Here is a 26,866-nt window from a genome sequence, read left to right as displayed (position 1 = left end):
AGCTTGTAGCGGCCGCCTGCGGCCTGCCTGGAGGCTGCGCAGGTGCAGCGTCAAATTCTAGTCGCATTTACCGCTGCTGCCGGGCTGCGGCGGCCGGGTTGTCTCGCAAACGCTGGCGCTAAGGCGCATCCCGGATTGACAAGCCGGCCACGGCGGCGGCGCGCTGCTTTCACCGCGCCACGCGCGCGCGGATTTCAGGCAGCGCCTTTTGCAGGTAGTACGCCATGGACCAGACGGTGAGCACCGCCGCCAGCCAGATCAGCGCCGTGCCCCACAGACGCGTGTCCACGCCCAGCACACGGGCGTCGTACAGCAGGAAGGGAATGGCCACCATCTGCACCGTGGTCTTGAGCTTGCCCAGCATGTGGACGGCCACGCTGCGGCTGGCGCCGATCTGCGCCATCCACTCGCGCAGCGCGCTGATGGCGATCTCGCGGCCGATGATGATGAGCGCCACGAACACGTCGGCGCGCTGCATGTGCACCAGCACCAGCAGCGACGCGCAGACCAGGAACTTGTCGGCCACCGGATCCAGGAAGGCGCCGAAGGCCGAGGTCTGGTTCAGCTTGCGCGCCAAAAAGCCGTCCAGCCAGTCGGTGGCGGCGAACACGATGAACATCACCGTGGCGATCAGGTTGCAGGTCTCGGGCGCCAGCGGCAGGTAAAACACCCCCACGATCAGCGGAATCGCGACGATGCGCGTCCAGGTCATGACGGTGGGGATGGTGAGAAACATGGGGCGCGATTGTGGCATGGTGCTCTCCTGCAAACGGTCAGCGCAGGGCGCGGTAAATGTCCTCGGCCAGGGCCTGCGAGATGCCCTCCACGCCCAGCAGGTCCTGCACGCTCGCGTCCTGCACGCCGCGCACGCCTCCAAAGCGCTGCAGCAGCTTGGCGCGCTTCTTGGGGCCCACGCCGGGGATGTCTTCCAGGCGGCTGCCGCCGATGCGCACCCGGGCGCGCGCCGCGCGCATGCCGGTGATGGCGAAGCGGTGCGCCTCGTCGCGGATCTGCGCCACCAGCATCAGCGCCGCCGAGTCGCGGCCCAGGAAGATCTTCGGCCGCCCGTCGGCAAAGACCAGCTCCTCCAGCCCCACCTTGCGGCCCTCACCCTTTTCCACGCCGACGATGCGCGCGATGTCCAGGCCCAGCTGGGTGAACACCTCGCGCGCCATGCTGACCTGGCCCTTGCCGCCATCCACCAGCACCAGGTCCGGCAGGCGCGCCTGGCGGTTGGTGACCTCGGCCCCGCCGGCCTCGCGCTGCGCCTCGGCCACGTGCGAATAGCGCCGGGTGAGCACCTGGCGCATGGCAGCGTAGTCGTCGCCGCCGGTGATGCCCTCGATCTTGTAGCGGCGGTACTCGCTGTTTTGCATCTTGTGGTGATGGAACACCACGCACGAGGCCTGCGTGGCCTCCCCGGCCGTGTGCGAGATGTCGAAGCACTCGATGGTGAGCTGCTCCAGGCTCTCGCGCTCCAGGTCCAGCGCCTCGGCCAGGGCGCGGGTGCGCGCCTGCTGCGAACCCTCCTCGGCCAGCAGCCGGGCCAGCTGCAGCTCGGCGCCGCGCTGGGCCATGTCCAGCCAGGCGCGGCGCTGCTCGCGCGGCTGCTGCACCGCCGTCACGCGCACGCCGGCCTGCTGGCCCAGGGCCAGCAGCAGCTGCGGGTCCACCGGCTCGCTGACGATCAGCGTGGGCGGCACGGGCACGCCCAGGTAATGCTGGGCGATGAAGGCCTCGAGCACCTGCGCCGCGACGCTGTGCTCGTCGCCCTGCGCGGCCGCCTCTTCCTCGGCGTGATAGACGCCGGCGGCCTCTTCCACATGCACCGGAAAGTAGGCGCGGTCGCCCAGGTGGCGCCCGCCCCGCACCATGGCCAGGTTGACGCAGGCGCGCCCGCCCTGCACCCGCACGGCCAAGATGTCCACGTCCTTGTCGCTCACCGTCTCGATGGCCTGCTGGTGCAGCACGCGCGACAGCGCGGTGATCTGGTTGCGCACCTCGGCCGCCTGCTCGAACTGCAGCTGCTGCGAATACGCCAGCATGCGCTGCTCCAGCTGGGCCAGCAGCTCCTGCGTCTCGCCGCGCAGCATCGCCTCGGCGCTGGCCACGTCGCCGGCGTAGGCCTCGGGCGTCACCAATTGCACGCAGGGCGCCGAGCAGCGCTTGATCTGGTAGAGCAGGCAGGGCCGGGTGCGGTTGGCAAAGACCGTGTCCTCGCAGGTGCGCAGGCGAAACACCTTTTGCAGCAGCTGGATGGTTTCCTTGACCGCCCAGGCGCCCGGGTACGGCCCGAAGTAGCGATGGCGCTTGTCGGTGCTGCCGCGGTAGTAGGCCATGCGCGGGAAGCGCTGCCCGGGGGCATCGCCCGTGCCGTCCCTGGACGCGATGCCGGTGATCTTCAGGTAGGGGTAGCTCTTGTCGTCCCGAAACAGGATGTTGTACTTCGGGTTGAGCGATTTGATGAGGTTGTTTTCCAGCAGCAGCGCCTCGGCTTCGGAGCGCACCACCGTGGTCTCCAGCCGCGCGATGCGGCCCACCATGTGGCCGATGCGCGTGCCGCCGTGCTGCTTGGTGAAGTAGCTGGAGACGCGCTTTTTCAGGTTGCGCGCCTTGCCCACGTACAGCAGGGTGTCCTGCGCGTCGAAGTAGCGGTACACCCCGGGCAGCGGCGGCAGCGCCGCCACCTGGGCCAGCAGTTCGTCGGAATGGGAAGCAGACATGGGGCTATTGTGGTGGCTGCTGCGGCTGCTTCAAAAATAATAGCTGCCAGTGCTTGATGGACAAGCACTGGAGGCCAAAAACACCATCACTCCTGGGCCCGCGGCGGCCCGGGCGGCGCGATGCGCCGGCGCGGCGTGGTGGGCGCGGCCTGCACCATGCGCGCGCTGCGCTCGTGCGCGTCCTGCACCAGCTCGCCAATCAGCGCCGCCTCGGGCAGGTTGGACCAGTAGCGCCGGGGCATCTCCTTGCGCATGGCGGCGGTGTTCAGGCGCGCCGGATTGAAGATGTGCCGGTAGTAGGTCAGCCACAGCGCCTCGCCGGCGTCGGGCGGCGGGGCGTCGGCGCGCTGCGCGCCCGGCCCCAGGTGCAGCCGCTGGCCGTCCCAGCGCACGCTGGCGCCCGGCGTGAGCAGGGCCCAGTGCATCTGCGTGAAGCGGCGCACGAAGAACGGCGCCGCTGCTTCGGCAATGTGGTGCTCGGGCTCGAACCAGGCCACATGCACCGTCTGCCCCTGCGCATCGGCCACGGGGCGAAAGCGCACGAAGGCGTGCATCTTGTGCAGGTCGCGCGCCACCGCGCGGGCCAGGTGCCGGGCCTGCAGCCGGTCGGCGTCCAGCGGGTCGTGGCGCAGCGCGGGCTCGTGCACCAGGCGCCACAGCAGGCGGTACATCAGGGCAAAGCGCGCCGGATCGCGGTGCAGCACCAGGCGCTGGCACAGGTGCACGAAGCCCTCGGGCACGCGCGGGCCGGCGGCGGGTGGCGGCCCGGCGTCCGCGGGAGCTCGCAGTCCGGCCGCGGCACCCGCCTCTGCCCCGGCGCCGCCGGCACCCGCGCCCGCCTCGGAACCGCCCCCGCCGCTGGGAGCGGGCAGCGCCTGCGGTGCGCTGCCTGGGGCCTGCCCGGCGCTGCTTCCGAACAGGTCGTGCGCCACATCCTGCGCGGTGAACCACTGCACCTGCTGCGGCGGCACGCCGGCCTGCAGCAGCGCGCGGGCGGCGTGGCGAAAGCCGTGCCAATCGGTGGCGTGCGCCAGGGTGGCGGTATGCATCGGCCGGCCGGCGTTAGTCGAAGAGGCCGCGCTGCGCGGGCGGCGGCGCCAGGCGCGCGGCCAGGTCGGCGGCCTCCAGCGCCCGGCCGGGGCGGTGATCGGCGACCTCGACGAAGGCCAGCACCTTCTTGAGCGGCACGTGCAGCCGCACCAGGTCGGCGTGGCGCAGGCGGCGCACGCGGCGCGCGGCCAGCAAACGGTCCACCGAACCCACGCCCAGCCCGGGCACGCGCAGCAGCAGCTCGCGCGGGGCGGTGTTCACGTTGACCGGGAAGCGCTCGCGGTGCGCCAGCGCCCAGGCCAGCTTGGGGTCCACGTCCAGCGCCAGCATGCCGCCCTGGGCGGGCGAGACGATCTCGCCGGGCGCAAAGCCGTAGAAGCGCATCAGCCAGTCGGCCTGGTATAGGCGGTGCTCGCGCAGCAGGGGCGGCGCCACCAACGGCAGGCTGCGCGACGCATCCGGAATGGGGCTGAAGGCCGAGTAGTACACGCGCCGCAGCCGGTGCAGGCCGTACAGGCGCGCGCTGGTGGCCAAGATGGTGCCGTCGTCGGTCGCATCGGCGCCGACGATCATCTGCGTGCTCTGCCCGCCTGCCGCGAAGGCCGGCGGTGCGGCGCGCCGCGCCGGCCGGGCCGCGCCCAGCGACCGGGCGGGCGCCCTGTCCTGCTCACGCCGTGCCTGGCGCGCGTCCTCGATGTGCACGGCCATGCGCGCCATCGAGCGGGCGATGGCCGCCCCGTCCTTTTGCGGCGCCAGCGCCGCCAGGCCGGTGGGCGTGGGCAGCTCGATGTTGATGCTCAGCCGGTCGGCAAAGCGGCCGGCGCGCTCCAGCAGCTCGGGCGCCGCGTCGGGGATGGTCTTCAGGTGGATGTAGCCGCGAAAGTCGTGCTCCTCGCGCAGCACGCGCGCCACCTCCACCACCTGCTCCATGGTGTAGTCGGGGCTCTGGATGATGCCGCTGGACAAAAACAGCCCCTCGATGCAGTTGCGCCGGTAAAAATCCAGCGTCAGCCGCACCACCTCTTGCACCGCAAAGCGGGCGCGCGGCACGTTGCTGCTGACGCGGTTGACGCAGTACAGGCAGTCGTACTGGCAGTAGTTGGTCAAGAGCACCTTCAGCAGCGAGATGCAGCGCCCGTCCGGCGCATAGCTGTGGCAGATGCCCAGGCCCTCGGTGGAGCCCATGCCGCGCCCGCCCACGGAGTCGCGCGGCGCAGCGCCGCTGGAGGCGCACGAGGCGTCGTACTTGGCCGCGTCGGCCAGGATGGCGAGCTTGGATTGCAAATTCACTGTATGAATTTACAGGAAATTGAGCCCGCCTGCCACCGCCTCCACTCGGCCGTCCCGCGCTTTTCACTATCAAAAAAAGAGCTGCCAGCGCTTTCTGTACAAGCGCTGGCAGCCCATTGGGCCCTGATTTTTGCCCCGGTAGCGCCGCCCTATTCGGTTTCGATCTTCGAGCTCTTGATGACGCCCGCCCAGTTGGCGTAGTCGGCCTTCACGCGCTCGGCCAGCTGCTGCGGGCCCTGGTAGTCGGCGCTTGCGCCCTGCTCCTGTGCCTTCTTGCGGAACGCCGGGTCTTCCACCACCTTCTTCAGGTCGGCGGCCAGGCGGTCAACCACCGGCTGCGGCACCGCGGCCGGGGCGAACAGGGCAAACCACGAAGTGGCATTCACGCCGGGGTAGCCGGCCTCGGCCGTGGTGGGCGCGTCCGGCAGGCTGGGCAGGCGCTCGGCGCCGGTGACGGCCAGCACCCGCAGCTTGCCCGATTGGATGTGGGGCATGAACGGCGGCGCCGTGCCGAACGTCAGGTCCACCTGGCCGCCCAGCAGGTCCTGCAGCGCCGGGCCGGTGCCCTTGTAGGGCACGTGCACCATCTTCACACCACCCTGCTGCTCCAGCATCGCGCCGGTGACGTGCTGCAGCGAGCCGTTGCCCGACGAGGCGTAGTTCAGCTTGCCCGGGTGGGCCTTGGCGTAGGCGATCAGCTCGGGCAGTGTCTTCACGGGCAGGTCGCCGCGCACCACGATGATCTGCGGCGCCGAGATCACGTTGGCGATGGGGCGAAAGTCCTTCAGCTCCCACTGCGGCGTCTTCATCAGGTGGGGCGAGATGACGTGGTAGCCCGAGTACTGCATCAGCAGCGTGTAGCCGTCGGCCTCGGCGCGGCGGACGATCGCGGCGGCAATGTTGCCGTTGCCTCCGCCCTTGTTGTCCACCACCACCGACTGGCCCAGCACGGGCGACAGCGCCTGCGCGACCATGCGCGCGGACAGGTCGGTGGTGCCGCCGGCCGCGGTGGGCACGACGAAGGTGACGGCCTTGGCCGGATAGGCCTGGGCGGCTACGCCGCCGGCACAGGCCAGGGCGGCGGCGCCCAGGCTGGCAAGCAGGAAGCGTTGGCGAGTGATGCGCATGTGGGTTGTCTCCTCTGATGGGTCGTGGTGATGTGAATGAAAAAAAGGAAAAAGCAACTCAGGCAGCCGCGGCGCGGGCCAGCGCCCGCTCGCGGATGGCCGGCAGCCCGGGCGGCGGCGGGTGCAGGTCCAGCCGCTGGCCGGCCTTGGTGATCTGGCCGGGCACCTCGTGGCCGATCAGCGCCGGCAGGCGCCGCGCCGCCGCCAGCAGCGCCGGCAGGTCGATGCCGGTGTCGTAACCCATGAGCTGCAGCGCGTGCACCACTTCTTCGGTGCAGACGTTGCCCGACGCGCCCGGCGCATACGGGCAGCCGCCCAGGCCGCCCAGCGAGGCATCGAAGCGCGTGGCGCCCGCGTCGATGGCCGCCAGCACGTTGGCCAGGCCCAGCCCGCGCGTGTTGTGAAAGTGCAGCGTGAAGGCCAGCTGCGGCCAGCGCGCCAGCGCCGCCGCCACGGCCTGCACCACCTGCGTCGGGTAGGCCATGCCGGTGGTGTCGCACAGCGTGATGCCGGCCACGCCCAGGTCAGCAAAGCGCTGCACCCAGGCAAAGGCTTCCTCATGCGGCACGTCGCCCTCCATGGGACAGCCGAAGACGCACGACAGCGACACGTTCACCGGCACGCCCGCGCCCCGCGCCACGGCGATCACCTGCGACAGCGCCGCGAAGGACTGCGCCCGCGTCATGCGCAGGTTGGCCAGGTTGTGCGTCTCGCTCACCGACATGACCAGGTTCAGCTCGTCGGTGCCGGATTCGATGGCGCGCTCGGCCCCGCGCACGTTGGGCACCAGGGCCGTGTAGGCCACGCCGGGGCGGCGCACGATCTCGCGCATCACGATCTCGGCGTCGCGCAGCGCGGGAATGGCCGTGGGCGAGGTGAACGAGGTCACCTCGATCTTCGTAAGGCCTGCGGCCGCCAGGGCTTCCACCAGGACGATCTTGTCCTGGGTGGGCACGAACTGCGCCTCCATCTGCAGCCCGTCGCGCAGGCCCACGTCGCAGATCTCGATGCGCCGGCCGGCGCCGCGCCAGACGTTCTGGGCCGTCACTGGATCACCCCCTTGGCGCGCAGCAGCGCGATCTGCTCCTGGCTGAGGCCGGCCTCGGCCAGCACGGCGTCGGTGTCGTCGCCCAGGCCGGGCGCGCTGCTGCGCACGCGGCCCGGCGTGCCCGACAGCTTGGGCACGATGCCCGGCACCAGCAGCTCGTCGCCGCCACGCGTGCGCTGCGTCAGCAGCATGTCGCGGGCGCGGTAGTGCGGGTCTTCGGCGATGTCGCGGGCGGTATAGACCTTGCCGGCCGGCACGCGCGCTGCGCCCAGCAGCTGCATCACGTCGGCCACGGTGCGCTGCTGCGTCCAGGCGGCGATGGCGGCGTCGATCTCGGCCACGCGGGCCACGCGCCCGGCGTTGTCGGCCAGGTCCGGCGCGTCGGCCAGGTCCGGGCGCCCGATGGCGGCCATCAGGCGCTTGAAGATGCTGTCGCCGTTGCCGGCCACCAGCACCCAGCCGTCCTGGCAGGGATAGGCGTTGCTGGGCGCAATGCCCGGCAGCGCGCTGCCGGCGGCCTCGCGCACGGCGCCGAAGGCGCTGTACTCCGGGATCAGGCTTTCCATGCAGTTGAAGACCGCCTCGTGCAGCGCCACGTCGATCACCTGGCCAGCGCCGCCATTCACCTTGCGGTGGTACAGCGCCATCATCACGCCGATGGCGCCGTGCAGCGCCGCCAGGGTGTCGCCGATGGACACGCCCACGCGCACCGGCACGCGGCCGGGCTCGGCCGTCAGGTGGCGCAGCCCGCCCATGGCCTCGCCGATCACGCCGAAGCCCGGCAGGTCGCGGTACGGCCCGGTCTGGCCGTAGCCGGAGATGCGCAGGATGACCAGGCCCGGGTTGAGCGCGTGCAGCGCCTGGGGCGACAGGCCCCAGCCCTCCAGCGTGCCGGGGCGGAAGTTCTCGATCAGCACGTCGGCCTCGGCCACCAGCGTGCGCACGATGTCCTGCGCCTCGGCCTGGCGCAAGTCCAGCGCCACCGACTTCTTGTTGCGTGACTGCACCTGCCACCACACCGAGGTGCCGTTCTGGAGCAGCCGCCAGTTGCGCAGCGGATCGCCCGCGCCCACGGCTTCGATCTTCACCACGTCGGCGCCGAACTCGCCCAGCGTCTTGCCGCAAAACGGCCCGGCGATGAGCTGCCCCATCTCGATCACGCGCACCCCGTGCAGGGCGGCCGGCGCAGCGGTGTCTTGCTTGCTCGTCATAGGTCTCCTGCCATAGCCGCGGGCATGATGCGCGCCCGCCCCGCACGCGCAAAACGCTCAAGCGCGACGCTGCCATCGCAAAGCGGCATGGCCGGGCGTAAGAGCCTGCTCAATGCCTTTTCATGGTGCCCGTTGCCTCGCCAAGGCAGCAGCTGCAAGGCGCAAACCGCAGCCGGGCTGGTGGCCCGGCGAGGATTTGCAACGCGGCAGATGCTGCCTTGGCGAGGCAGCCCTGCGGGCAACGCAGCAAACAGCCGCACTCCGCGTTGCCCGCCTTGGCCAGGCGCCGGCCATGGCCCGCGGCGGGCGCCTTGATTGCGGCTGTTTGCTGCCTTGCGGGCACCATGAAAAGGCATTGAACAGGCTCTAACATCGGCGGCCATGAAGCTCGACCCGCTCTCGCTGCGCCTGTTCGTCGCGGTGATGGAGGAAAACGCCATCGCCCGCGCCGCTGCGCGCGAGCACATCGCCCCTTCGGCCGCCAGCCGCCGCCTGGCCGAGCTGGAGAGCGTGCTGCGCGTGGAGCTGTTCGCGCGCAGCAACCGCGGCACCGAACCCACCGCCGCCGCCTACACCCTGCTGCACCTGGCGCGCGGCGTGCTCAACGACCTGGACGGCATCGGCGCGCAGATGCGCGACTTTCGCGCCGGGGTGCGCGGGCACCTGCGCGTGGTGGCCAACATCTCGGCCATCACGCAGTTCCTGCCCGGCGAGCTGCAGCGCTTCATGGCTGCGCACCCGCAGGTGCAGGTGCAGCTGCAAGAGCAGATCAGCACTGCCGTGGCGCGCTCGGTGGCGGAGAACGCGGCCGATGTCGGCATCCTGCACCACGGCAGCTACGGCGAGCGCGTGGCCCTGCTGCCCTGGCGCGAGGACGAACTGGTGCTGATCGTGCCCGCCGGCCATGCCCTGGCGCGACGGCGCAGCGTGCGCCTGGCCGAGGCCCTGCCCTGGGACTTCGTCGGCATGCACCCGGGCAGCGCCATCAACCACCAGCTGACGCGCGCCGCGGCCGAGCTGGAGGCGCCCTTGAAGCTGCGCATGCAGGTCACCAGCTACGACGCGCTGTGTCTGATGGTCTCCGCGGGCCTGGGCGTGGCGGTGCTGCCGCGCGGCAGCGCGCAGCTGCTGCGCGGCACGCTGGCCATCCGCACCGTCACCCTGGCCGAGCCCTGGGCGCGCCGGCGCCTGTCGCTGTGCGTGCGGGCGGACGAGTCGCTGTCCAGCGTGGCGCGGCTGTTCGTGGAGCACCTGCGCGCGCCCGCCGCCGAGGACGGTGCATGAGCGGGCTGCGCTGGGACCTCTTTTGCCAGGTCATCGACAACTTCGGCGACATCGGCGTGTGCTGGCGCCTGGCCGCGCAGCTGGGTGCGCGCGGGCATGCCGTGCGGCTGTGGACGGACGACGCCAGCGCCCTGGCCTGGATGGCGCCAGGCGGCGCGCCCGGCGTGCAGGTGCTGCCCTGGCCCGCGCAGCCGCCCGGGGATGGCCCCGGCGACGTGGTGGTGGAGGCTTTCGGCTGCGAGATCGCTCCTGCATTCATAGCTTCCATCGCTGATGCAGCAAGGGCCAGAGCCCGAAAACCTGTGTGGATCAACCTGGAATACCTGTCGGCCGAGGGCTATGTGGAGCGCTGCCACCAGCTGCCCTCGCCCCTGGGCACCGGCCCCGGCGCGGGGCTGACGCGCTGGTTCTTCTACCCCGGCTTCACGCCGCGCACCGGCGGCCTGCTGCGCGAGCCGGACCTCGCCGCGCGCCACGGCGCCTTCGACCGCGGCGCCTGGCGCGCGCGCCACGGCATCGCGCCGCAGGCACTGGCCGTCTCCCTGTTTTGCTACGAGCCGCCGGCGCTGGCCGAGCTGGTGCGGCAACTGGGCGCCGCCCAGCACGTCCACCTGCTGGCCACGCCCGGACGGGCCGCCGCGGCGCTGCGTGCCGTGCTGGACAGAGATTTACCTGAAATCGGCCTCAAACCCTCGCTGGGCAAGCGCGGACAGCTATCAGTTTCATACCTGCCGGCCTGCCCGCAGCCCGCCTTTGACGAGATGCTGTGGGCCTGCGACCTGAACTTCGTGCGCGGCGAGGATTCGCTGGTGCGCGCCCTGTGGGCGGGCCAGCCGTTCGTCTGGCATATCTACCCCCAGCACGATGACGCACACCACGCCAAGCTGCACGCTTTTTTGGACTGGCTGCAGGCGCCGGCCTCGCTGCGCCGGGCGCACCTGGCGTGGAACGGCCTGGCACCGCCCGCCGCCCTGCCCGCCCTGCAGCCCGCCACGCTGCAAGAGTGGCGCGCATGCACCCTGGCGGCGCGCAATCGCCTTATCCAGCAGGCGGATTTGTTGACACAACTGCTGGGTTTTGCTCAGCAGAAAAGTTAGAATCGCAGGCTTTGCGCCATTGACGATCGGCAGCTGCCCCACAGGTAGCGACGCCCCGCCGGCGCCCCCGCCGCGCACGCACCTGGCGCCGGGGTGGAAGGCAGCCCGCGCTGCCAGCCCGCCCCACCCGACGGTGCAGCGGCCCACCCTTCACTACCCAGGCAACCAGCCATGAAAATCGCTCAAGAAATCCGCGCCGGCAACGTGATCATGCAGGGCAAGGACCCCATGATCGTCCTGAAGACCGAATACGCCCGCGGCGGGCGCGGCGCCGCCACCGTGCGCATGAAGCTCAAGGGCCTGCTCAACAACATGGGCACGGAAATCGTCTTCAAGGCCGACGACAAGATCGACAACGTCGTGCTGGACAAGAAGGAGTGCACTTACTCCTACTTCGCCGACCCGATGTACGTGTGGATGGACGCCGAGTACAACCAGTACGAGGTGGAAGCCAGCAACATGGGCGACGCCATCAGCTACCTGGAAGACGGCATGACCGCCGAAGTGGTGTTCTACGACGGCAAGGCCATCTCGGTCGAGCTGCCCACCAGCGTCGAGCGCGAGATCACCTGGACCGAGCCGGCCGTCAAGGGCGACACCTCGGGCAAGGTGCTCAAGCCGGCAAAAATAGCCACCGGCTTCGAAGTGCCCGTGCCGCTGTTCGTGGACCAGGGCGACAAGATTGAAATCGACACCCGCACGGGCGAGTACCGCAAGCGCGTCTGATCGGCGCTTCGGCACCGCCGGCAAAAAGGCTTCCCATCGGGAAGCCTTTTTTCATGGTCTTTTGAGGCTGCAGCGCTTGACTGGCAAGCGCTGGTAGCTATCAAAAACGTAGTGATGTCATACCGGGATGCCCACCAGGTCGTGCCCCTGCGTGCCCACGATGCGCGCGCGCACGAACTCGCCCGTCTTATAGGTCTTGCTGAGCTTCTCGGGCGGCTGCAGATGCACCACGCCGTCGATCTCGGGCGCATCGGCATAGGTGCGGCCGATGCCGCCCTTCTTGCCCAGGCTCACGGCCTTGTCCACCAGCACCTGCATGGTCGAGCCCACGCGCTGCTGCAGGCGGGCCGTTGACACGCCCTCGGCCACGGCCATGAAGCGCGCGCGGCGCTCTTCGCGCAGCTCAATGGGCAGCATGCCGGGCAGTGCGTTGGCCGTAGCGCCGGGCACGTCGCTGTAGGCAAAGCAGCCGGCGCGGTCGATTTGCGCCTCGCGCACGAAGTCGAGCAGGTGCTGGAACTCCTCTTCCGTCTCGCCGGGAAAGCCGGCGATGAAGGTGCTGCGAATCACCAGCTGCGGGCAGGCCTCGCGCCAGCGCTGGATGCGCTCCAGATTGCGCTCGCCGCTGGCCGGGCGCTTCATGCGCTTCAGGACGTCCGGGTGGCTGTGCTGCAGCGGCACGTCCAGGTAGGGCAGCACCAGGCCCTCGTTCATCAGCGGGATCAGCTCATCCACGCTGGGGTAGGGATAGACGTAGTGCAGCCGCACCCAGGCGCCGTGCGGCCGGGCCAGCTCGCCCAGGGCCTGCACCAGCTCCTGCGTGCGCGTGCGCACCGGCTTGCCGTCCCAAAAACCGGTGCGGTACTTCACGTCCACGCCATAGGCCGAGGTGTCCTGGCTCACGACCAGCAGCTCTTTCACGCCGCCCTCGAACAGCGCGCGTGCTTCCTTCAGCACGTCGCCGATGGGCCGCGAGACCAGGTCGCCGCGCATGGACGGGATGATGCAGAACGTGCAGCGGTGGTTGCAGCCCTCGCTGATCTTCATGTATGCATAGTGGCGCGGCGTCAGCTTGATGCCGGCCTCGCCAAAGGCGCCGGGCACCAGGTCCAGGAAGGGGTCGTGCGGTTTGGGCAGCGTGCGATGCACTGCGTCCATGACCTCCTGCGCGGCGTGCGGGCCCGTGACGGCCAGCACGCTGGGGTGCACGTCCTGCACCAGCGTGCCGCCGTCCTTGCCGGCCTTGGCGCCCAGGCAGCCGGTGACGATGACGCGGCCGTTGTCCGCCAGCGCCTCGCCAATGGTGTCCAGGCTTTCCTTGACGGCGTCGTCGATGAAGCCGCAGGTGTTGACGATGACCAGGTCCGCGCCCTGGAAGGTCTTGGAGGTCTGGTAGCCCTCGGCCGAGAGCTGGGTCAGGATCAGTTCGGAGTCCGTCAGGTTCTTGGGGCAGCCCAGGCTGACGAAGCCTATTTTTGGCGCCTGCGCGGGGGTGGTGGGGGAGTTCAAGGTGGGGGCGTGTGCGTCGCTCATCGCCCGCATTTTCCCAGAGGGCGCGAGCTCAGCGTTTTTTCAGGCCAAAAGCCTCCAGCATCTGCTCGGTCTGGCGCTGCATGTGCTCGTTCATCTGCGCAAAGGCATTGTGCGACTGCTCGGCGTAGCTGCCCATCCAGTTCTTCATGAGGGGCGAATTCAGCTGCATGAACTGGGCCCACTTGTCTGGCGACATTCCCTGCGCCTGTTCGGCCAGGCGGGCCTGGGCCTCGCTGAACATCTGCACGTTCTTCTCCAGGTAGGCGCCCATGTAGCCCTGCATGGCATGGCCGTAGAAGCGGATGATGTTGGCCAGTGCCGCCTCGCTGAACATGGGCGCGCCGCCGGCCTCTTCCTCCAGGATGATCTGCAGCAGGATGCTGCGCGTGAGGTCGTCGCCCGTCTTGGCGTCGCGCACCATCACGGGCTCGCCGTCGATGACCAGCTGCTTGACCTCGGCCAGCGTGATGTAGGTGGAGGTGTTGGTGTCGTACAGGCGCCGGTTGGGGTACTTCTTGATGATGCGCTCGCGCGGTGCGGCGGCGCCGGCGCTCGGGTCCTGGCTGGAGTCGGGGGTTTTTTCTGGCACCGGGAAATCCTCGCTGAGTCCGCCGGCAAAAGGCCGACGGGTTTCGTATTGCAGTGCAGCAGATTCTAGGCAGCGCCCCTGCCGCCCCGGCGGCAGGAATACCCTACATGGACGCCGCCGCCCGCGCCGCCTGGTCGTACATGCCCGAGAGCATGCGCAGCAGGCGCGCCAGCTCGCCGATGTCGCGGTTCAGCTCGTCATGCGCGTGCAGCGCGTCGATCAGGCAGGCCTCGCGGATGGCGCGGTAGCGCTCGACGTGGGCGCGGCCGGCCTCGGTGGGCGCGTAGGTGACTTCCTTGCCGTTCTTGCTGGCGGCTACCACGCCCAGGCCCTGCAGCTTTTTCAGCGAGTAATTCACCACGTGGGTGTCCTCCACATTCATGATGAAGCAGATGTCGGCCAGTCGCTTGTCGCGTGCGCGGTGCGTGACGTGGTGCAGCACCACCACGTCCAGCGGCGTCAAGTCGCGCAGGCCGGCGGCGGCCATGCAGTGCACCACCCAGCGGTGAAAGGCGTTGCCGGCCACGATCAGGCCGAACTCGAACTCGCTCATCTCCGCGCTGCGGGTGGACACCAGGTGCGAGGACGAGACGATGGGCGCGCGCTCCTCAGCCCCGCGCGCGGCGGCGCCACGGCGGGCAGGCTTGGCGTTCTTGCCGGTGGCACTCATGGTCCGTCTCCCTGGGCATTGCGTGCCGGCATGCTACGCCAGCAGCTCGTTGTGTCGTGACGATTTGCCGGCATTTTGTTGACGTTCAGGTGAATCACCTAGGGCCGAAGCGCCCCCGCGCCGCTACATTGGGCAGGCCCCAAGCGCGGGCCGACAGACCACCACCCCCTCACGGAGACACGAGATGCAGCGACGACACCTTGCAGCCCTGGCCGTTGCGCTGGCCGGCGCCTTCAGCACCACCCCCCTGCTGGCGCAGACCAAGTGGGACCTGGCCGCCGCCTACCCGGCGAGCAACTTCCACACCGAGAACATGGCGCAGTTCATCAGCGATGTGGACAAGGCCTCGGGCGGCAAGCTCAAGATCACGCTGCATGCCAACGCCTCGCTGTTCAAGGCGCCCGAGATCAAGCGCGCCGTGCAGGGGGGCCAGGCGCAGCTGGGCGAGATCTTGCTGGTCAACTTCCAAAACGAGTGGCAGCTCTTCGGCGTGGACGGCCTGCCTTTCCTGGCCGACAGCTACGACGCGTCCATGAAGCTGTACCAGGCGCAAAAGCCCTACCTGGAAAAGAAACTCGCCGACCAGGGCATGGCGCTGCTATACGCCGTGGCCTGGCCACCGCAGGGCATCTACACCAAGAAGCCGGTGGAGACGGCCGCGGACTTGAAGGGCATCAAGTGGCGCGCCTACAGCCCCGCCACCGCGCGCATTGCCGAACTGGTGGGCGCCCAGCCCGTCACCGTGCAGGCGGCCGAGTTCTCGCAGGCGCTGGCCACGGGCGTGGTCGAGTCCACCATGACCTCCGGCGCCACCGGCGTGGACAGCAAGCTCTATGAGCACCTGAAGTACTACTACGACACCCAGGCCTGGCTGCCCAAGAACGCGGTCATCATGAACAAGAAGGCCTTCGACGCGCTGGACAAGCCCACGCAGGACGCGGTGCTCAAAGCCGCGGCCGAAGCCGAAAAGCGCGGCTGGGCCGCCAGCCGCCGCGTCAACGACGAGACCCTGGCCAAGCTGAAAGCCGAAGGCATGCAGGTGCTGGCGCCCAGCGCCGCGCTGAAGGCCGACATGGCCAAGGTGGGCGAGACCATGCTCAAGGAGTGGCTGGACAAGGCCGGCCCCGACGGCAAGGCCCTGGTGGACGCCTACCGCAAGCCGTAACGGCCAGACCGCCCGATGATGCGCCGCCTGCTCGACCAGCTGTACGACAGCACTGCCTTTTTGGCCGCCCTGTGCATGGTGGCGCTGCTGGCTGCAGTGCTGCTGTCCATCGCCGGTCGGCAGTTCAACTTCCACATCTCGGGCATCGATGCCTACGCCGGCTACCTGATGGCCGGCGCGGGCTTTCTGGCGCTGGCGCACACCTTGAAGCGCGGCGAGCACATCCGCGTCACCCTGGTGGTGAGCAGCCTGCGCGGGCCCTGGCGCCGCGCGCTGGAGCTGTTCGCGCTGGCCCTGGGCGCCCTGCTGGCGCTGCTGTTTGCCTGGTACAGCATCCGCCTGTCCTGGCAGTCGCACGCGTTCAACGACATCTCCACCGGCAACGACGCCACGCCGCTGTGGCTGCCGCAGCTGTGCATGGCCGTGGGCGCGGCCGTCCTGGCCGTGGCCTGCCTGGACGAGCTGGTGCTGGAGCTGCGCGGCCGCCGCGCCCCGGCGCAGTCCGGCGAAGCGCTGCGCAACGAATAACCGCCACGACAACAAGAAGGAGCCGTCCGCATGAGCGACCTCGCCATCACCGGCCTGCTGATCGCAGCGCTGTTCCTGATCCTGGCCAGCGGCGTCTGGATCGGCCTGACGCTGTCGGGCGTGGCGTGGATCGGCATGCAGCTGTTTTCATCGCGCCCGGCGGGCGACGCCATGGCGGTGACCATCTGGGGCTCGTCGTCGAGCTGGACGCTCACCGCCCTGCCGCTCTTCATCTGGATGGGCGAAATCTTGTTTCGCACCCGGCTGTCGCAGGACATGTTCCGGGGCCTGGCGCCCTGGGTGCAGTCCCTGCCCGGGCGGCTCTTGCACACCAACGTGGTGGGCTGCACCATCTTTGCCGCCGTCTCCGGCTCCAGCGCCGCCACCTGCGCCACCATCGGCAAGATGACGCTGCCCGAGCTGACGCGCCGCGGCTACCCGGCCCACATGGTGGTCGGCACGCTGGCCGGGGCCAGCACGCTGGGCCTGCTGATCCCGCCGTCCATCATCATGATCGTCTATGGCGTGACGGCCGAGGTGTCCATCAGCCAGCTGTTCATCGCCGGGGTGTTGCCGGGCGTGCTGCTGGCGGCGCTGTTCTCCGGCTACATCATGCTGTGGGCGCTGCGCCACCCAACCCAAGTACCGCAGGCCGAGGGCCGCATGACGCTGCTGCAAAAGCTCTCCGAGTCGCGCGCGCTGATCCCCGTGGTGCTGCTGATCGCCGCCGTGCTGGGCTCCATCTACACCGGCGTGGCCACGGCCACCGAGGCGGCCGCCGTGGGCGTGGTCGGCTCGCTGGTGCTGTCGGGCGTGCAGGGCTCGCTGAACTGGGGCAGCTTTCGCGACTCGCTCATGGGCGCCACGCGGCTGTACTGCATGATCGCGCTGATCCTGGCCGGCGCCGCCTTCCTGACGCTGGCCATGGGCTACATCGGCCTGCCGCGCCACCTGGCCGAGTGGATCGCCTCGCTGGGCCTGTCGCGCGCGCAGCTGATCGCGGCGCTGGCGGTGTTCTACATCGTGCTGGGCTGCTTTCTGGACGGCATTTCCATGGTGGTGCTGACCATGGGCGTCATCATGCCCACCGTGCAAGCCGCCGGCATCGATCCCCTGTGGTTCGGCATCTTCGTGGTGCTGGTGGTGGAGATGGCCCAGATCACCCCGCCCGTGGGCTTCAACCTGTTCGTGCTGCAGGGCATGACGGGCCGCCACCTGCCCTGGATCGCCAAGGTGGCCCTGCCCATGTTCCTGTTGATGTGCGCGGCGGTGACGCTGATCTACGTCTTTCCCGGCATCGTCACCTGGCTGCCGCAGCAGATGACCGTGCGCTGACATCGGCACGCCCTGCCCGCTTCCTACAATCGCAGCCCATGCTGCAAGTTGCCGCCATCTGCCTGGGCGCCTGCGCCGGTGCCCTGGCGCGCTGGCGCCTGGCGCTGTGGCTGAACACGCCCGGCGCCCTGCTGCCCTGGGGCACTCTGGCGGCCAACCTGGCCGGCGGCTACCTGGTGGGGCTGGCGCTGGCCGTGCTGCAGGCGCTGCCCCAGCTGGACCCGGTGTGGCGCCTGATGGCCGTCACCGGCTTTCTCGGGGCGTTGACCACTTTCTCCACCTTCTCGGCCGAGGTGCTGGGCCTGCTGCTGCAGGGCCGGCTGGGCCTGGCGCTGGTGGTGACGCTGGCGCACGTAGCGGGCTCGCTGCTGGCCGCCTGGGCCGGGCTGCACAGCGGCGGCTGGCTTTGGCGCAGCCTTTGAGTACTATTATTTTCATAGCTGCCAGCGCTTGTCCAGCAAGCGCCGGAGGCCGATTTCATTAAGATACCCCCATGGACGCCAATACCCAACTGCAGGACAGCCGCCTGGCCAACGCCTGGTCCGAGCTGCACAACTACGCCGTCTCCGGCAACCCGCTGCACGCCGATTCCTACCGCCTGGCCTTTGCCGACCCGGAATTTCTGCTGCGCCGCGAGACACGCGGCATCCGCTTTCAGCTGGAGCTGCTCAAGCCCGACCTGGGCCAGACCGCCCAGGGCATCGAGAACACCGTCGTGGTGTACGGCAGCGCGCGCTTTCTCGCGCCCGAGGACGCAGAGCGGCTGCTGCAGGACGCACGCGCCAGCGGCGACGCGCAGCGCATCGCCCTGGCCGAGCGCGCCGTGCGCAACGCCGCCTACTACGACGCCGCCCGCCGCTTCGCCCGCCTGGTGGCCGACTACAGCGAAACCCGCCCGCCGGCCGAGCGCATGTACATCTGCACCGGCGGCGGCCCCGGCATCATGGAAGCGGCCAACCGCGGCGCCCATGAAGCCGGCGCGCCCAACGTAGGCCTGAACATCACGCTGCCGCACGAGCAAAGCGGCAACCGCTACATCACGCCGTCGCTGTCGTACAAGTTCCACTACTTCGCGATGCGCAAAATGCACTTCATGATGCGCGCCAAGGCGCTGGTGGTCTTTCCCGGCGGCTTCGGCACCATGGACGAGCTGTTCGAGGTGCTGACCCTGGTGCAGACCACCAAGGCCAAGCCGGTGCCCATCGTGCTGTTCGGAAGCAGCTTCTGGCGCGCCATCATCAACTTCGACGTGATGCTGGAGTTCGGCACCATCTCCCCGGCCGACCTGGAACTGTTTCACATCACCGACGACCCGGCCGAGGCCTGGGAGACCATCCGCACCTTCTACAAGCTGTAGAAAAAAGCGGCTTCCGTCAGGCCCGCAGCCGGCGGGCCATGCCCGAACCCACGCCCACCAGGGCGCCCACCACCCAGAACAGCCCGCCCACGCCGATCACCGTGCCCACGCTGCCAAACAGCAGCGGCATGGCGACGCTGGAGCCGTTGATGGCCATCACGCGCAGGCCCAGGGCTTCGCCATGGCGGTGCGCCGGCGTGATCTGGTGCAGCAGGCTCATGACCATCGGCTGCACCGAGCCCAGCGCCAGCCCCAGCAGCACCGAGCACGCGCCCATCAGCAGCGCCGTGGGCAGCAGCGGATAGACACCGAACAGCGCGGCTGCGGCCACCATGGCGCCGGCTACCACGCTGGCCTCGCGCAGATGCCCGGCCACCAGCGGGATCAGCACCCGCACCAGGGCCGCGGCCACGGCGAAGGCGCCCAGGATGGTGCCGATGACGGAGGCCGACAGCCCGCGCTCGTGCCCCAGCAGCGGCACCACGAAGGTGTGCACGTCCCAGCACGAGGACAGCAGCCAGTTCACCAGCAGCAGCCGGCGAAAGCGCTCGTCGGCCAGCAGGTCCCAGGCGCTGGCGCGGGGCCCGCCGGCCGCAGCCAGCACCGGCGGCAGCTCCCGCGCGGTGCGCACCAGCAGCCAGGTGAGCAGCGGAAACAGCGCCAGCAGCGCAAACGACGCGCGAAAGCCGGTCAGGCTGCCGGCCTGGCTGCCGGCGTGGTCGATCAGCAAGCCCGCGCTGAAGGGCCCCAGGAAGTTGGCCACCGCCGGGCCGATGGCCAGCCAGCTGAACAGGCTGCGCAGCTGCGCCGCACCCTGCGCGGCGCGGCCCACGTGGCGCTGCAGCGCGATGGTCGCCACCCCGGTGGCGCCGCCCGTGAGCAGCGCGCCCACACACAGCATGGCAAACACCGGCAGCGCCAGGGCCCCGGCGGCGCCCAGGCTGGCCGCCACCACGGCCAGGCGCACCGGGCGCCTCAGGCCATGCCGGTCGGCATAGCGCCCTGCCGGCAGCGCCAAAAACACCTGCGACAGCGCAAACAGCGCCAGCAAAAAACCCACTGCCGCCGGGCCGTAGCCATGCTGCAGGGCCAGCAGCGGCGCGGCCATGCGCAGCCCCGTCATGGCGGCATGGATGCAGACCTGCGCCGCGATCAGCCGCGCCAGCGTGCGCAGTGTGGCGGGTTCGCCGTCGGCGGCGGCGTCCTGCGCAGCCAGCGGCGCCGTCATGCAGCGCCTGGCAGCTGCTCCCCGGCCTCCTCGTCCACCTCGCCCGCATCGATCTCCAGCTCCTCCTGCGCCAGTGCGGCCGCAGCCGCGGCGGAGATGGCGCCTTCGGTGCCGGCCTGCGGCGCGGGCAGCTGCTGCACGTCACGCAGCTTGCGCTGGATGGCACGCGTGCGCACGCCCACCTGCTCGAACCGCTTGGCCGCGGCGTCGATGGATTTGCGCGTGGCCTCCACCACCTCGCCGAACTTGGCAAACTCGGTCTTGACCTGCCCGAGCACGCCCCAGACCTCCGACGAGCGCTTCTCGATGGCCAGGGTCTTGAAGCCCATCTGCAGGCTGCTGAGCATGGCCGCCAGGTTGGCCGGGCCGGTGATCATCACGCGGCACTCGTTTTGCACCGCCTCCACCAGGCCGGGGCGACGCATGACCTCGGCGAACAGCCCTTCGGTGGGCAGGTACAGCACGGCAAAGTCGGTGGTGTGCGGGGGCGAGACGTACTTGGCCGAGATCTTGCGCGCCTCGATGCGGATGGACGTCTCGAAGGCATTGCCGGCCGACAGCATCTGGGCCTTGTCGGCCACGTCGTGCGCGTCCTGCAGGCGCTGGTAATGCTCCACCGGGTACTTGGAGTCGATGGGCAGCCACACCGGCTGCTCGTCGCTTCTGCCCGGCAGGCGGACCGCGAATTCCACCAGGTCGTCGCTGCCGGGCATGGTCTTGACGTTCCTGGCGTACTGCTCGGGCGTGAGCACGTTGTCGATGATGAGCCCCAGCTGCATCTCGCCCCAGGTGCCGCGTGTCTTCACGTTGGTCATCACGCGCTTCAAGTCGCCCACGCTGCCTGCCAGGGTCTGCATCTCGCCCAGGCCCTTGTGCACCTGCTCCAGCCGCTCGCTGACCAGCTTGAAGGACTCGCCCAGGCGCTGCTCCAGCGTGGACTGCAGCTTTTCATCGACGGTGCGGCGCATCTCCTCCAGCCGCGCGGCATTGTCGCTTTGGATGGCGGCCAGGCGCTCGTTGAGCGCGCCGCGCAGGGCCTCGGCGCTTTGCTGGCTGCCGGCGGCCAGCTCGCCCAGCTGACGCGTGTTGCCGGCCAGCTGCTCCTTCAGTGCCAGCGCCATGGCCGACAGCTGGGTGTGGATGTCGCCCTTGAGCGAGTCCAGCGTGCTGTGCGTGGCCAGGCTCAGGGCGTCGAAGCGCTCCTGGATGCGCTGGCCAAACAGTTGCGTGCTCTCGCCGATGGCCTCGCGCGATCGGGTGCTGCCGTCGGCCAGGGTGCGCGTGGTCTGCGCCAGCTCGGTGCGAAAGGCGGCCAGCGCCTCCGACAGCTCGCGGCGCCCGGCGGCCGCGTCCTGGCGGGCCTGGGCCAGGCGCTCGTCCAGCAGCGACTGCGTGGCCTGGGCAAAGCCGCGCAGCTGCTGGTCCATGCCGGCCAGCGCGCCGTCGTTGCGCGCCACGGCCAGCTGGGTGGACTGCACCGCGGCCTCCAGGTTCTTGAGCTGCTGCAGCCACTCGGGCGGCAGCTGCACGCGCACCGGGCGCAGCAGCAACGCGCCCAGCAGGAGCGCGATGAGCACCAGCAATGCCAGTGCGACAACCATTTCAAAGGCCATTTTACTATTGTTTTGATAGCTGCCAGCGCTTGACTGGCAAGGGTTTCAGGCTGTTTTTGCTTGTAGTCATGCAGTCACTGCATTCACCGGCGTGAGCGCGCGACCGGCCTCGAAGAAGGCGATCAGGTTGTCCGCCGCCAGGTTGGCCATGGCCAGGCGCGTGGCGACGGTGGCGCTGGCAATGTGCGGGGTGAGCACGACGTTGGGCACCTGCAGCAGCGCCGGATGTACGGCGGGCTCGCCCTCGAACACGTCCAGGCCGGCAGCGGCGATGCGCCGGTCCTTCAGCGCCCGGGCCAGCGCCGCGTCGTCCACGATGCCCCCGCGCGCGATGTTGACCAGCGTCGCAGTGGGCTTCATCTGCGCCAGCTCCTTTTCGCCCATCGCGTGGTGCGACTCGGGGCTGTAGGGCAGCACCAGCACCAGGTGGTCGGCGCGCGCCAGCAGCTCGTCCTTGGACACGTACTGCGCCTGGCACTCGGCCTCCAGCTCGTCGCTCAAGCGCGAGCGGTTGTGGTAGATGACCTGCATGCCGAAACCGTGTGCGCCGCGCCGGGCAATGCCCTGGCCGATGCGGCCCATGCCCAGAATGCCCAGGGTGCTGCCGTGCACCTCGCTGCCGGCAAACATGTCGTAGCTCCAGTTCTGCCACAGGCCGGCGCGCAGGTAGTGCTCGGCCTCCGCCATGCGCCGGGCCGTGGCCATCAGCAGGGCAAAGCCGAAGTCGGCGGTGGTCTCGGTCAGCACGTCCGGCGTGTTGGTGCCCTGCACGCCCGCGGCGGTCATGGCGGCCACGTCGAAGTTGTTGTAGCCCACGGCCATGTTGGCCACCACCTTCAGGCGCGGGCAGGCGGCCAGGAGCTCGCCGTCGATGCGCTGGCTGCCGGTGGTCAGCGCGCCGTCCTTGTCCTGCAGCTGGGCGGCCAGCTCCTGGGGCGTCCATGGCACGTCAGCGTCGTTGGCCTGCACGTCAAAGTGCCCGGACAGGCGCTGCACGACCTCGGGAAAGATCTTGCGGGCGATGAGGATGCGGGGCTTGGTCATGGGGTGCAATGCTCCTGGGCTGCTGGCGCTGCGCTCAGCGCAGCCAGATGAAGGTGATGACGACGAACAGCGGCATCAGGATGCCCACCGACCACAGCATGTAGCCGAAGAAGCTGGGCATGGCCACGCCGCGGTCCTCGGCAATGGCCTTCACCATCAGGTTGGGCGCGTTGCCGATGTAGGTGTTGGCGCCCATGAAGACCGAGCCGGCCGAAATCGCCGCCAGCGTGGCCGCGTGCGTGGTCATCAGAGTCACCGGATCGCCTCCGGCGGTATTGAAGAACACCAGATAGGTCGGCGCGTTGTCCAGGAAGGACGACAGCAGGCCCGAGGCCCAGAAGTACATGGCCGGATCGGGCGAGCCGTCGGCGCGCGTCACCGCCGACACGATCGCGCCGAACGGGCCGTTGACGCCCGCCTTCAGCATGGCGATGACCGGGATGATGGTCAGGAAGATGCCGGCGAACAGCTTGGCCACCTCCTGCATGGGTCCCCAGCTGAACTGGTTGTCCTCGTGCACCTGGCCCGGCGTCAGGGCCAGCGAGACCAGTGTGACCAGGATCAGCCCGGCGTCGCGCACCAGCCCGGGCAGGCCGACCACCGTGCCGGCCACGTTCCACTGCACGTCGCTCTTCCACAGGCCGCTCATGAGCACCAGGCCCACCACCACAGCCAGCAGCGCGAAGTTGACCTTGCCATCGAAGCCAAACGTCTCGGGCGCCGTGTCGGGCGTCGGATCCGCAGCCAGGCGCTCGCCCGGCTGGCGCCAGAACCAGGCGTCCAGTGCAAAGAACAGCGCCAGCAGCACGCTCACGATGAACAGGGTCTCGGGCCAGATGTGCTGCAGCGTCCAGAAAAAATCCACGCCCTTGAGGAAGCCCAGGAACAGCGGCGGATCGCCCAGGGGCGTGAGCGAGCCGCCCGCGTTGGAGACGATGAAGATGAAGAACACCACCACGTGCGTGATGTGCTTGCGCCCGTCGTTGGCGCGGATCAGGGGCCGAATCAGCAGCATGGACGCGCCGGTCGTGCCCATGAAGCTGGCCAGCACGGCGCCGATGGCCAGCAGGCCGACGTTCAGGCCGGCGCTGCCCTGCAGGTTGCCGCGGATGTAGATGCCGCCCGCCACGGTGAACAGCGCCGCCAGCAAGATGACGAACGGCAGGTACTCGGCCAGCAGCGCATGCGCAAAGCCGGCGGTGGCCGCCGCAGGCCCAAAGACGATGGCAAACGGCACCAGGAAGGCCAGCGACCAGGCGGCCGTCACCTTGCCGAAGTGACGGTGCCAGAAATGCGGCGCCAGCAGCGGCAGCAGCGCAATCGACAGCAGCACGCCGGCAAAGGGCACGCCCCACAGCATGGACAGGCGGGCGCCGTCGATGTCGGCGGCCGCGGCCAGCGCGGGCGCCAGGAAGAACGCGGACAGGGCCAGCGCGCGCAGGGGCTTCATGGATTTCATCTCCTTGGGTCTCTCATCTTCTTTTGGCCTGCCGCTGCAGGGCCAGCGTGCGGGCGCAGGGCGCTCACGCGCCTTCGGGCGCGGACGGGATCTCGAACACCTGGCGCAGGTAGGCCAGGTATTTCTCGTCGTCGCACATGTTCTTGCCGGGCGCATCTGACACCTTGGCCACTGGCTGGCCGTTGCAGCGCGTCATCTTGATGACGATCTGCAGCGGCTCGTACCCCAAGTCGTTGGTCAGGTTGGTGCCGATGCCGAAGGCCAGCTGGCAGCGGCCGTGGAACTGGCGGTGCAGCTCCACGATGCGGGGCACGGTCAGGCCGTCGCTGAAGATCAGCGTCTTGGTGCGCGGGTCCACGCGGTTGTCGCGCAGGTGCTGCAGCATGCGCTCGCCCCAGACGAACGGGTCGCCCGAATCATGGCGCGCGCCGTCGAACAGCTTGCAAAAGTACAAATCGAAGTCGCGCAGGAAGGCGTTCATGCCGTACACATCGGACAGGGCGATGCCCAGGTCGCCGCGGTACTCCTTGGCCCACACCTCGAACGCGAAAACCTGCGTGTCGCGCAGGCGCGGGCCCAGCGCCTGGCAGGCCTGCAGATATTCGTGCGCCATCGTGCCCAAAGGAGTCAGGCCCAGCTTCATGGCGAACAGCACGTTGCTGGTGCCGGCCAGCTGCTCGGGCGCGCGGGCGCGCAGCACGTGCAGGATTTCCTCGTGCCAGGCGCGCGAGAAACGCCGGCGCGTGCCGTAGTCGGCGATCTTCAGCCCCCCCAGGCCGGTCTGCTGCAGCTGGGCGATCTTCTCGTCCAGCCGGCTGCGGCCCTTCAGGTAGTCCGGCACCTTGTGCAGGTGGCGAAAGTACACCTCGTTGACGATGGACAGCACCGGAATCTCGAACAGGATGGTGTGCAGCCAGGGCCCGGAGATGGTGATGTCGATCTCACCCGAGGGGAGCGCGCTCACGCGGATGTATTTCTCGTTGAGGCGAAACAGCCCCAGGAAGTCCACGAAGTCGCTCTTGATGAAGCGCAGCGAGCGCAGGTAGCTCAGCTCCGCGTCCTGAAAGGACAGACTGCACAGCGCGCGGATCTCGTCGCGGATCTCGGCCACGCAGGCCGCCAGCTGCACGCCGGGGTTGCGGCACTTGAAGCGGTATTCCACCTGCGCGCCGGGAAACTGATGCAGCACCACCTGCATCATGGTGAACTTGTACAGGTCGGTATCGAGCAGGCTGGTGATGATCATGAAAGCAGGCGCGGGGACACACCGGTGAAGCGAAAGCGCGCGGGGAAAGAAGAAAGACGCAAGACCGGCGGCAGCGGTCCGATTGTTGCACCAACGCCGCAGCGCCTGCTGCGGAGACTACTGAGGCGCGGCGGGCATCTGCAGGGCCTGCAGCACCTGCAGCAAGCGCGCCGGCAGCGGCCGCGGGCGGCGGTCCTGCCGGTCCACATAGACGTGGATGAAGTGGCCGCAGGCGGCGCTCAGGGCTTCCCCCTGGGCGAACAGACCGACTTCGTAGCGCACGCTGCTGGTGCCCAGACGTGCCACGCGCAACCCGGCCTCCACCGTTTGCGGGAACGCCAGCGGGGCGAAGTAGTTGCACTGCGTCTCTATCACCAGGCCGATGGTGTTGCCGCCATGGATGTCCAGGGCACCTTGCTCGATCAGGTGGCCGTTCACCGCCGTATCGAACCAGGCGTAATAAACGACGTTGTTGACGTGGCCGTAGATGTCGTTGTCCGACCACCGCGAGCCGATGGTACGAAAGGCGGCGTAGGACGCGCGGTGCTGGGGCATCGGCCGGGCCTGAAGACTGGCCGAGGCGCTGGCGGAGTGCGAAGCATTCATGGACGGACGATTGTGCCAGCGCACCCCAGGCCGGGCTTGCAGCGCGTACAAATCTTGTTACCAAGAAAATTGCTGCACTGCAGCAAAATCCTTGCAAGTTCGCGTCAACGCTGTAGAATTCGCTTTATGCTGCACTGCAACATGAGTAGGTTCTTCAGGGCCGGACAGCGCAGCCATCTCAACCCCGCTCCCGCCAGGGGGCATCTCACAGGAGAGAAGACATGACACTGACCCAAGACCAACTGCTCGCTTCGCACAAGGCCAACCTGGAAACCCTGTTCGGGCTGACCAACAAGGCTTTCGAAGGCATGGAAAAGCTCGTCGAGCTGAACGTGGCCGCCTCGCGCGCCGCCTTGAGCGAAGCTGCCACCCACACCCAGGCCGTGCTGTCTGCCAAGGACGTGCAGCAGCTGCTGGCCCTGCAGGCCAGCCAGTTTCAACCCCTGGCTGAAAAGGCCGTGGCCTACAGCCGTCACCTGTACGAGATCGCCTCGGGCACGGGCACCGAGTTCGGCAAGGCACTTGAAGCCCAGGCCGCCCAGGTGCAGCAAAACGTCAGCAGCTTCGTGGAGACCGCCGCCAGGAACGCCCCGGCCGGCTCGGAAACTTCGGTTGCAGTGATGAAGAGCGCCGTGTCCGCCGCCAACAACGCCTTTGAATCCGTGCAGAAGGCCGTCAAGCAAGCCAGCGACGTCGCCGGAGCCAATTTCAACGCCATGGCCTCCAGCGCCACGCGTGCCACGGCCGAAGTGGCCGACACGCAACGCAAGGGCTGATCACTGGACGATTCACAGGGTTTACCCCTATAATTGCATCTGCTTGATCTGGCACGCCAGATCCTCCAGTTGTCTCCTTGGATCCTCTCGAAACCCTGTTTCTGGATCCCTTCAAGCCCAGTCGTTGACTGGGCTTTTTTTTGCCTGCGCTTTGCCAGCAG

General features: G+C 68.9%; 25 protein-coding genes. 9 read left to right on the top strand and 16 right to left on the bottom strand.

Going from position 1 to position 26,866, the window contains the following annotated elements; all coding sequences use genetic code 11:
- Positions 1–169: 169 nt before the first annotated feature.
- The 7 genes from pgsA to C7H73_RS07635 all read right to left on the bottom strand — a co-directional run bounded on the left by pgsA (position 170) and on the right by C7H73_RS07635 (position 8,449).
- On the bottom strand, positions 170–736 hold the full coding sequence (gene pgsA, locus C7H73_RS07665) for a CDP-diacylglycerol--glycerol-3-phosphate 3-phosphatidyltransferase (RefSeq protein ID WP_106847585.1): 567 nt from the start codon (positions 734–736) through the stop codon (positions 170–172).
- Positions 737–773: 37 nt separating this feature from the next.
- Complete coding sequence (uvrC, locus tag C7H73_RS07660) at positions 774–2,723, bottom strand: excinuclease ABC subunit UvrC (protein ID WP_106846098.1); 1,950 nt, start codon at positions 2,721–2,723, stop codon at positions 774–776.
- Positions 2,724–2,809: 86 nt separating this feature from the next.
- On the bottom strand, positions 2,810–3,772 hold the full coding sequence (locus tag C7H73_RS07655) for a TIGR03915 family putative DNA repair protein (RefSeq protein WP_170104812.1): 963 nt from the start codon (positions 3,770–3,772) through the stop codon (positions 2,810–2,812).
- 13 nt (positions 3,773–3,785) lie between these two features.
- The gene (locus tag C7H73_RS07650; RefSeq protein WP_106846097.1) at positions 3,786–5,063 is read right to left on the bottom strand and encodes a putative DNA modification/repair radical SAM protein; all 1,278 of its coding nucleotides are present in this window, start codon (positions 5,061–5,063) and stop codon (positions 3,786–3,788) included.
- A gap of 149 nt (positions 5,064–5,212) precedes the next feature.
- Positions 5,213–6,190, bottom strand: a complete 978-nt coding sequence (locus C7H73_RS07645) for a Bug family tripartite tricarboxylate transporter substrate binding protein (protein WP_106846096.1) — start codon at positions 6,188–6,190, stop codon at positions 5,213–5,215.
- Positions 6,191–6,248: 58 nt separating this feature from the next.
- The gene (locus C7H73_RS07640; RefSeq protein WP_106846095.1) at positions 6,249–7,238 is read right to left on the bottom strand and encodes a hydroxymethylglutaryl-CoA lyase; all 990 of its coding nucleotides are present in this window, start codon (positions 7,236–7,238) and stop codon (positions 6,249–6,251) included.
- Positions 7,235–8,449, bottom strand: a complete 1,215-nt coding sequence (locus C7H73_RS07635; RefSeq protein WP_106846094.1) for a CaiB/BaiF CoA transferase family protein — start codon at positions 8,447–8,449, stop codon at positions 7,235–7,237. Before C7H73_RS07635 ends, C7H73_RS07640 begins: the two co-directional genes overlap by 4 nt.
- Before the next feature lie 381 nt (positions 8,450–8,830).
- Between C7H73_RS07635 and C7H73_RS07630 the strand changes: the two genes are divergently transcribed.
- The 3 genes from C7H73_RS07630 to efp all read left to right on the top strand — a co-directional run bounded on the left by C7H73_RS07630 (position 8,831) and on the right by efp (position 11,556).
- Positions 8,831–9,733: a LysR family transcriptional regulator gene (locus C7H73_RS07630; protein WP_106846093.1), complete on the top strand. Its 903-nt coding sequence runs from the start codon at positions 8,831–8,833 to the stop codon at positions 9,731–9,733.
- Positions 9,730–10,830: an elongation factor P maturation arginine rhamnosyltransferase EarP gene (earP, locus tag C7H73_RS07625; RefSeq protein WP_106846092.1), complete on the top strand. Its 1,101-nt coding sequence runs from the start codon at positions 9,730–9,732 to the stop codon at positions 10,828–10,830. Before C7H73_RS07630 ends, earP begins: the two co-directional genes overlap by 4 nt.
- Positions 10,831–11,001: 171 nt before the next feature.
- Positions 11,002–11,556 (top strand): elongation factor P, encoded by a 555-nt coding sequence (gene efp / locus C7H73_RS07620; RefSeq protein ID WP_106846091.1) that lies wholly within the window; start codon positions 11,002–11,004, stop codon positions 11,554–11,556.
- Between the two features lie 117 nt (positions 11,557–11,673).
- On the opposite strand, the gene rimO is transcribed toward efp, so the two are convergent.
- The 3 genes from rimO to C7H73_RS07605 all read right to left on the bottom strand — a co-directional run bounded on the left by rimO (position 11,674) and on the right by C7H73_RS07605 (position 14,348).
- Complete coding sequence (gene rimO / locus C7H73_RS07615; RefSeq protein WP_193483946.1) at positions 11,674–13,089, bottom strand: 30S ribosomal protein S12 methylthiotransferase RimO; 1,416 nt, start codon at positions 13,087–13,089, stop codon at positions 11,674–11,676.
- 28 nt (positions 13,090–13,117) lie between these two features.
- Complete coding sequence (gene phaR, locus C7H73_RS07610; RefSeq protein WP_106846090.1) at positions 13,118–13,678, bottom strand: polyhydroxyalkanoate synthesis repressor PhaR; 561 nt, start codon at positions 13,676–13,678, stop codon at positions 13,118–13,120.
- 103 nt (positions 13,679–13,781) lie between these two features.
- Positions 13,782–14,348, bottom strand: coding sequence for a winged helix DNA-binding protein (locus C7H73_RS07605; protein ID WP_106846089.1), 567 nt, complete (start codon positions 14,346–14,348; stop codon positions 13,782–13,784).
- 184 nt (positions 14,349–14,532) lie between these two features.
- Between C7H73_RS07605 and C7H73_RS07600 the strand changes: the two genes are divergently transcribed.
- The 5 genes from C7H73_RS07600 (at position 14,533) to C7H73_RS07580 (ending at position 18,733) form a co-directional block, all read left to right on the top strand.
- The gene (locus C7H73_RS07600; protein ID WP_106846088.1) at positions 14,533–15,513 is read left to right on the top strand and encodes a TRAP transporter substrate-binding protein; all 981 of its coding nucleotides are present in this window, start codon (positions 14,533–14,535) and stop codon (positions 15,511–15,513) included.
- A gap of 18 nt (positions 15,514–15,531) precedes the next feature.
- Positions 15,532–16,041 (top strand): TRAP transporter small permease, encoded by a 510-nt coding sequence (locus C7H73_RS07595; RefSeq protein WP_106847582.1) that lies wholly within the window; start codon positions 15,532–15,534, stop codon positions 16,039–16,041.
- Between the two features lie 30 nt (positions 16,042–16,071).
- A complete protein-coding gene (locus C7H73_RS07590) occupies positions 16,072–17,376 on the top strand; it encodes a TRAP transporter large permease (protein WP_106846087.1) in 1,305 nt (434 codons plus the stop codon).
- 38 nt (positions 17,377–17,414) lie between these two features.
- Positions 17,415–17,798, top strand: a complete 384-nt coding sequence (gene crcB / locus C7H73_RS07585) for a fluoride efflux transporter CrcB (RefSeq protein WP_106846086.1) — start codon at positions 17,415–17,417, stop codon at positions 17,796–17,798.
- Positions 17,799–17,869: 71 nt separating this feature from the next.
- Positions 17,870–18,733 carry an LOG family protein gene (locus C7H73_RS07580; RefSeq protein WP_106846085.1) on the top strand — a complete coding sequence of 288 codons (864 nt, stop codon included), beginning with the start codon at positions 17,870–17,872 and terminating at the stop codon, positions 18,731–18,733.
- Between the two features lie 16 nt (positions 18,734–18,749).
- On the opposite strand, the gene C7H73_RS07575 is transcribed toward C7H73_RS07580, so the two are convergent.
- From C7H73_RS07575 to C7H73_RS07550, 6 genes are all read right to left on the bottom strand, one after another.
- The gene (locus C7H73_RS07575) at positions 18,750–19,856 is read right to left on the bottom strand and encodes an MFS transporter (protein WP_264371578.1); all 1,107 of its coding nucleotides are present in this window, start codon (positions 19,854–19,856) and stop codon (positions 18,750–18,752) included.
- A 101-nt stretch (positions 19,857–19,957) separates the two neighbouring features.
- Positions 19,958–21,574, bottom strand: a complete 1,617-nt coding sequence (rmuC, locus tag C7H73_RS07570) for a DNA recombination protein RmuC (protein ID WP_106846083.1) — start codon at positions 21,572–21,574, stop codon at positions 19,958–19,960.
- Between the two features lie 66 nt (positions 21,575–21,640).
- Entirely contained in the window at positions 21,641–22,618 is a 978-nt protein-coding gene (locus tag C7H73_RS07565) for a 2-hydroxyacid dehydrogenase (protein ID WP_106846082.1), read from the bottom strand.
- Between the two features lie 34 nt (positions 22,619–22,652).
- Positions 22,653–24,068: a sodium:proton antiporter gene (locus C7H73_RS07560; protein ID WP_106846081.1), complete on the bottom strand. Its 1,416-nt coding sequence runs from the start codon at positions 24,066–24,068 to the stop codon at positions 22,653–22,655.
- 73 nt (positions 24,069–24,141) lie between these two features.
- Positions 24,142–25,323 carry a nicotinate phosphoribosyltransferase gene (pncB, locus tag C7H73_RS07555; protein ID WP_106846080.1) on the bottom strand — a complete coding sequence of 394 codons (1,182 nt, stop codon included), beginning with the start codon at positions 25,321–25,323 and terminating at the stop codon, positions 24,142–24,144.
- Positions 25,324–25,440: 117 nt separating this feature from the next.
- Positions 25,441–25,929 (bottom strand): acyl-CoA thioesterase, encoded by a 489-nt coding sequence (locus C7H73_RS07550; RefSeq protein ID WP_106846079.1) that lies wholly within the window; start codon positions 25,927–25,929, stop codon positions 25,441–25,443.
- A 221-nt stretch (positions 25,930–26,150) separates the two neighbouring features.
- Here C7H73_RS07550 and phaP point away from each other — a divergent pair, with 221 nt between their 5' ends.
- Positions 26,151–26,705, top strand: coding sequence for a TIGR01841 family phasin (gene phaP, locus C7H73_RS07545; RefSeq protein ID WP_106846078.1), 555 nt, complete (start codon positions 26,151–26,153; stop codon positions 26,703–26,705).
- Positions 26,706–26,866: the final 161 nt, after the last annotated feature.

Origin of the sequence: Pulveribacter suum (assembly GCF_003013695.1) — a bacterium.
GTDB classification, from domain to species: Bacteria; Pseudomonadota; Gammaproteobacteria; order Burkholderiales; family Burkholderiaceae_C; genus Melaminivora; species Melaminivora suum.
The sequence above is the reverse complement of the archived record's forward strand: the minus strand, read 5'-3'. Positions and strand labels throughout refer to the sequence as shown.

What these genes read in the sequence shown, in the direction of transcription:
- pgsA (WP_106847585.1), bottom strand. Translation starts at nt 736, where the DNA reads ATGTTTCTCACCATCCCCACCGTCATGACCTGGACGCGCATCGTCGCG.
- uvrC (WP_106846098.1), bottom strand. Translation starts at nt 2,723, where the DNA reads ATGTCTGCTTCCCATTCCGACGAACTGCTGGCCCAGGTGGCGGCGCTG.
- C7H73_RS07655 (WP_170104812.1), bottom strand. Translation starts at nt 3,772, where the DNA reads ATGCATACCGCCACCCTGGCGCACGCCACCGATTGGCACGGCTTTCGC.
- C7H73_RS07645 (WP_106846096.1), bottom strand. Translation starts at nt 6,190, where the DNA reads ATGCGCATCACTCGCCAACGCTTCCTGCTTGCCAGCCTGGGCGCCGCC.
- C7H73_RS07635 (WP_106846094.1), bottom strand. Translation starts at nt 8,449, where the DNA reads ATGACGAGCAAGCAAGACACCGCTGCGCCGGCCGCCCTGCACGGGGTG.
- C7H73_RS07630 (WP_106846093.1), top strand. Translation starts at nt 8,831, where the DNA reads ATGAAGCTCGACCCGCTCTCGCTGCGCCTGTTCGTCGCGGTGATGGAG.
- earP (WP_106846092.1), top strand. Translation starts at nt 9,730, where the DNA reads ATGAGCGGGCTGCGCTGGGACCTCTTTTGCCAGGTCATCGACAACTTC.
- efp (WP_106846091.1), top strand. Translation starts at nt 11,002, where the DNA reads ATGAAAATCGCTCAAGAAATCCGCGCCGGCAACGTGATCATGCAGGGC.
- rimO (WP_193483946.1), bottom strand. Translation starts at nt 13,089, where the DNA reads ATGAGCGACGCACACGCCCCCACCTTGAACTCCCCCACCACCCCCGCG.
- C7H73_RS07605 (WP_106846089.1), bottom strand. Translation starts at nt 14,348, where the DNA reads ATGAGTGCCACCGGCAAGAACGCCAAGCCTGCCCGCCGTGGCGCCGCC.
- C7H73_RS07600 (WP_106846088.1), top strand. Translation starts at nt 14,533, where the DNA reads ATGCAGCGACGACACCTTGCAGCCCTGGCCGTTGCGCTGGCCGGCGCC.
- C7H73_RS07595 (WP_106847582.1), top strand. Translation starts at nt 15,532, where the DNA reads ATGCGCCGCCTGCTCGACCAGCTGTACGACAGCACTGCCTTTTTGGCC.
- C7H73_RS07590 (WP_106846087.1), top strand. Translation starts at nt 16,072, where the DNA reads ATGAGCGACCTCGCCATCACCGGCCTGCTGATCGCAGCGCTGTTCCTG.
- crcB (WP_106846086.1), top strand. Translation starts at nt 17,415, where the DNA reads ATGCTGCAAGTTGCCGCCATCTGCCTGGGCGCCTGCGCCGGTGCCCTG.
- C7H73_RS07580 (WP_106846085.1), top strand. Translation starts at nt 17,870, where the DNA reads ATGGACGCCAATACCCAACTGCAGGACAGCCGCCTGGCCAACGCCTGG.
- C7H73_RS07575 (WP_264371578.1), bottom strand. Translation starts at nt 19,856, where the DNA reads ATGACGGGGCTGCGCATGGCCGCGCCGCTGCTGGCCCTGCAGCATGGC.
- rmuC (WP_106846083.1), bottom strand. Translation starts at nt 21,574, where the DNA reads ATGGCCTTTGAAATGGTTGTCGCACTGGCATTGCTGGTGCTCATCGCG.
- C7H73_RS07565 (WP_106846082.1), bottom strand. Translation starts at nt 22,618, where the DNA reads ATGACCAAGCCCCGCATCCTCATCGCCCGCAAGATCTTTCCCGAGGTC.
- C7H73_RS07560 (WP_106846081.1), bottom strand. Translation starts at nt 24,068, where the DNA reads ATGAAGCCCCTGCGCGCGCTGGCCCTGTCCGCGTTCTTCCTGGCGCCC.
- pncB (WP_106846080.1), bottom strand. Translation starts at nt 25,323, where the DNA reads ATGATCATCACCAGCCTGCTCGATACCGACCTGTACAAGTTCACCATG.
- C7H73_RS07550 (WP_106846079.1), bottom strand. Translation starts at nt 25,929, where the DNA reads ATGAATGCTTCGCACTCCGCCAGCGCCTCGGCCAGTCTTCAGGCCCGG.
- phaP (WP_106846078.1), top strand. Translation starts at nt 26,151, where the DNA reads ATGACACTGACCCAAGACCAACTGCTCGCTTCGCACAAGGCCAACCTG.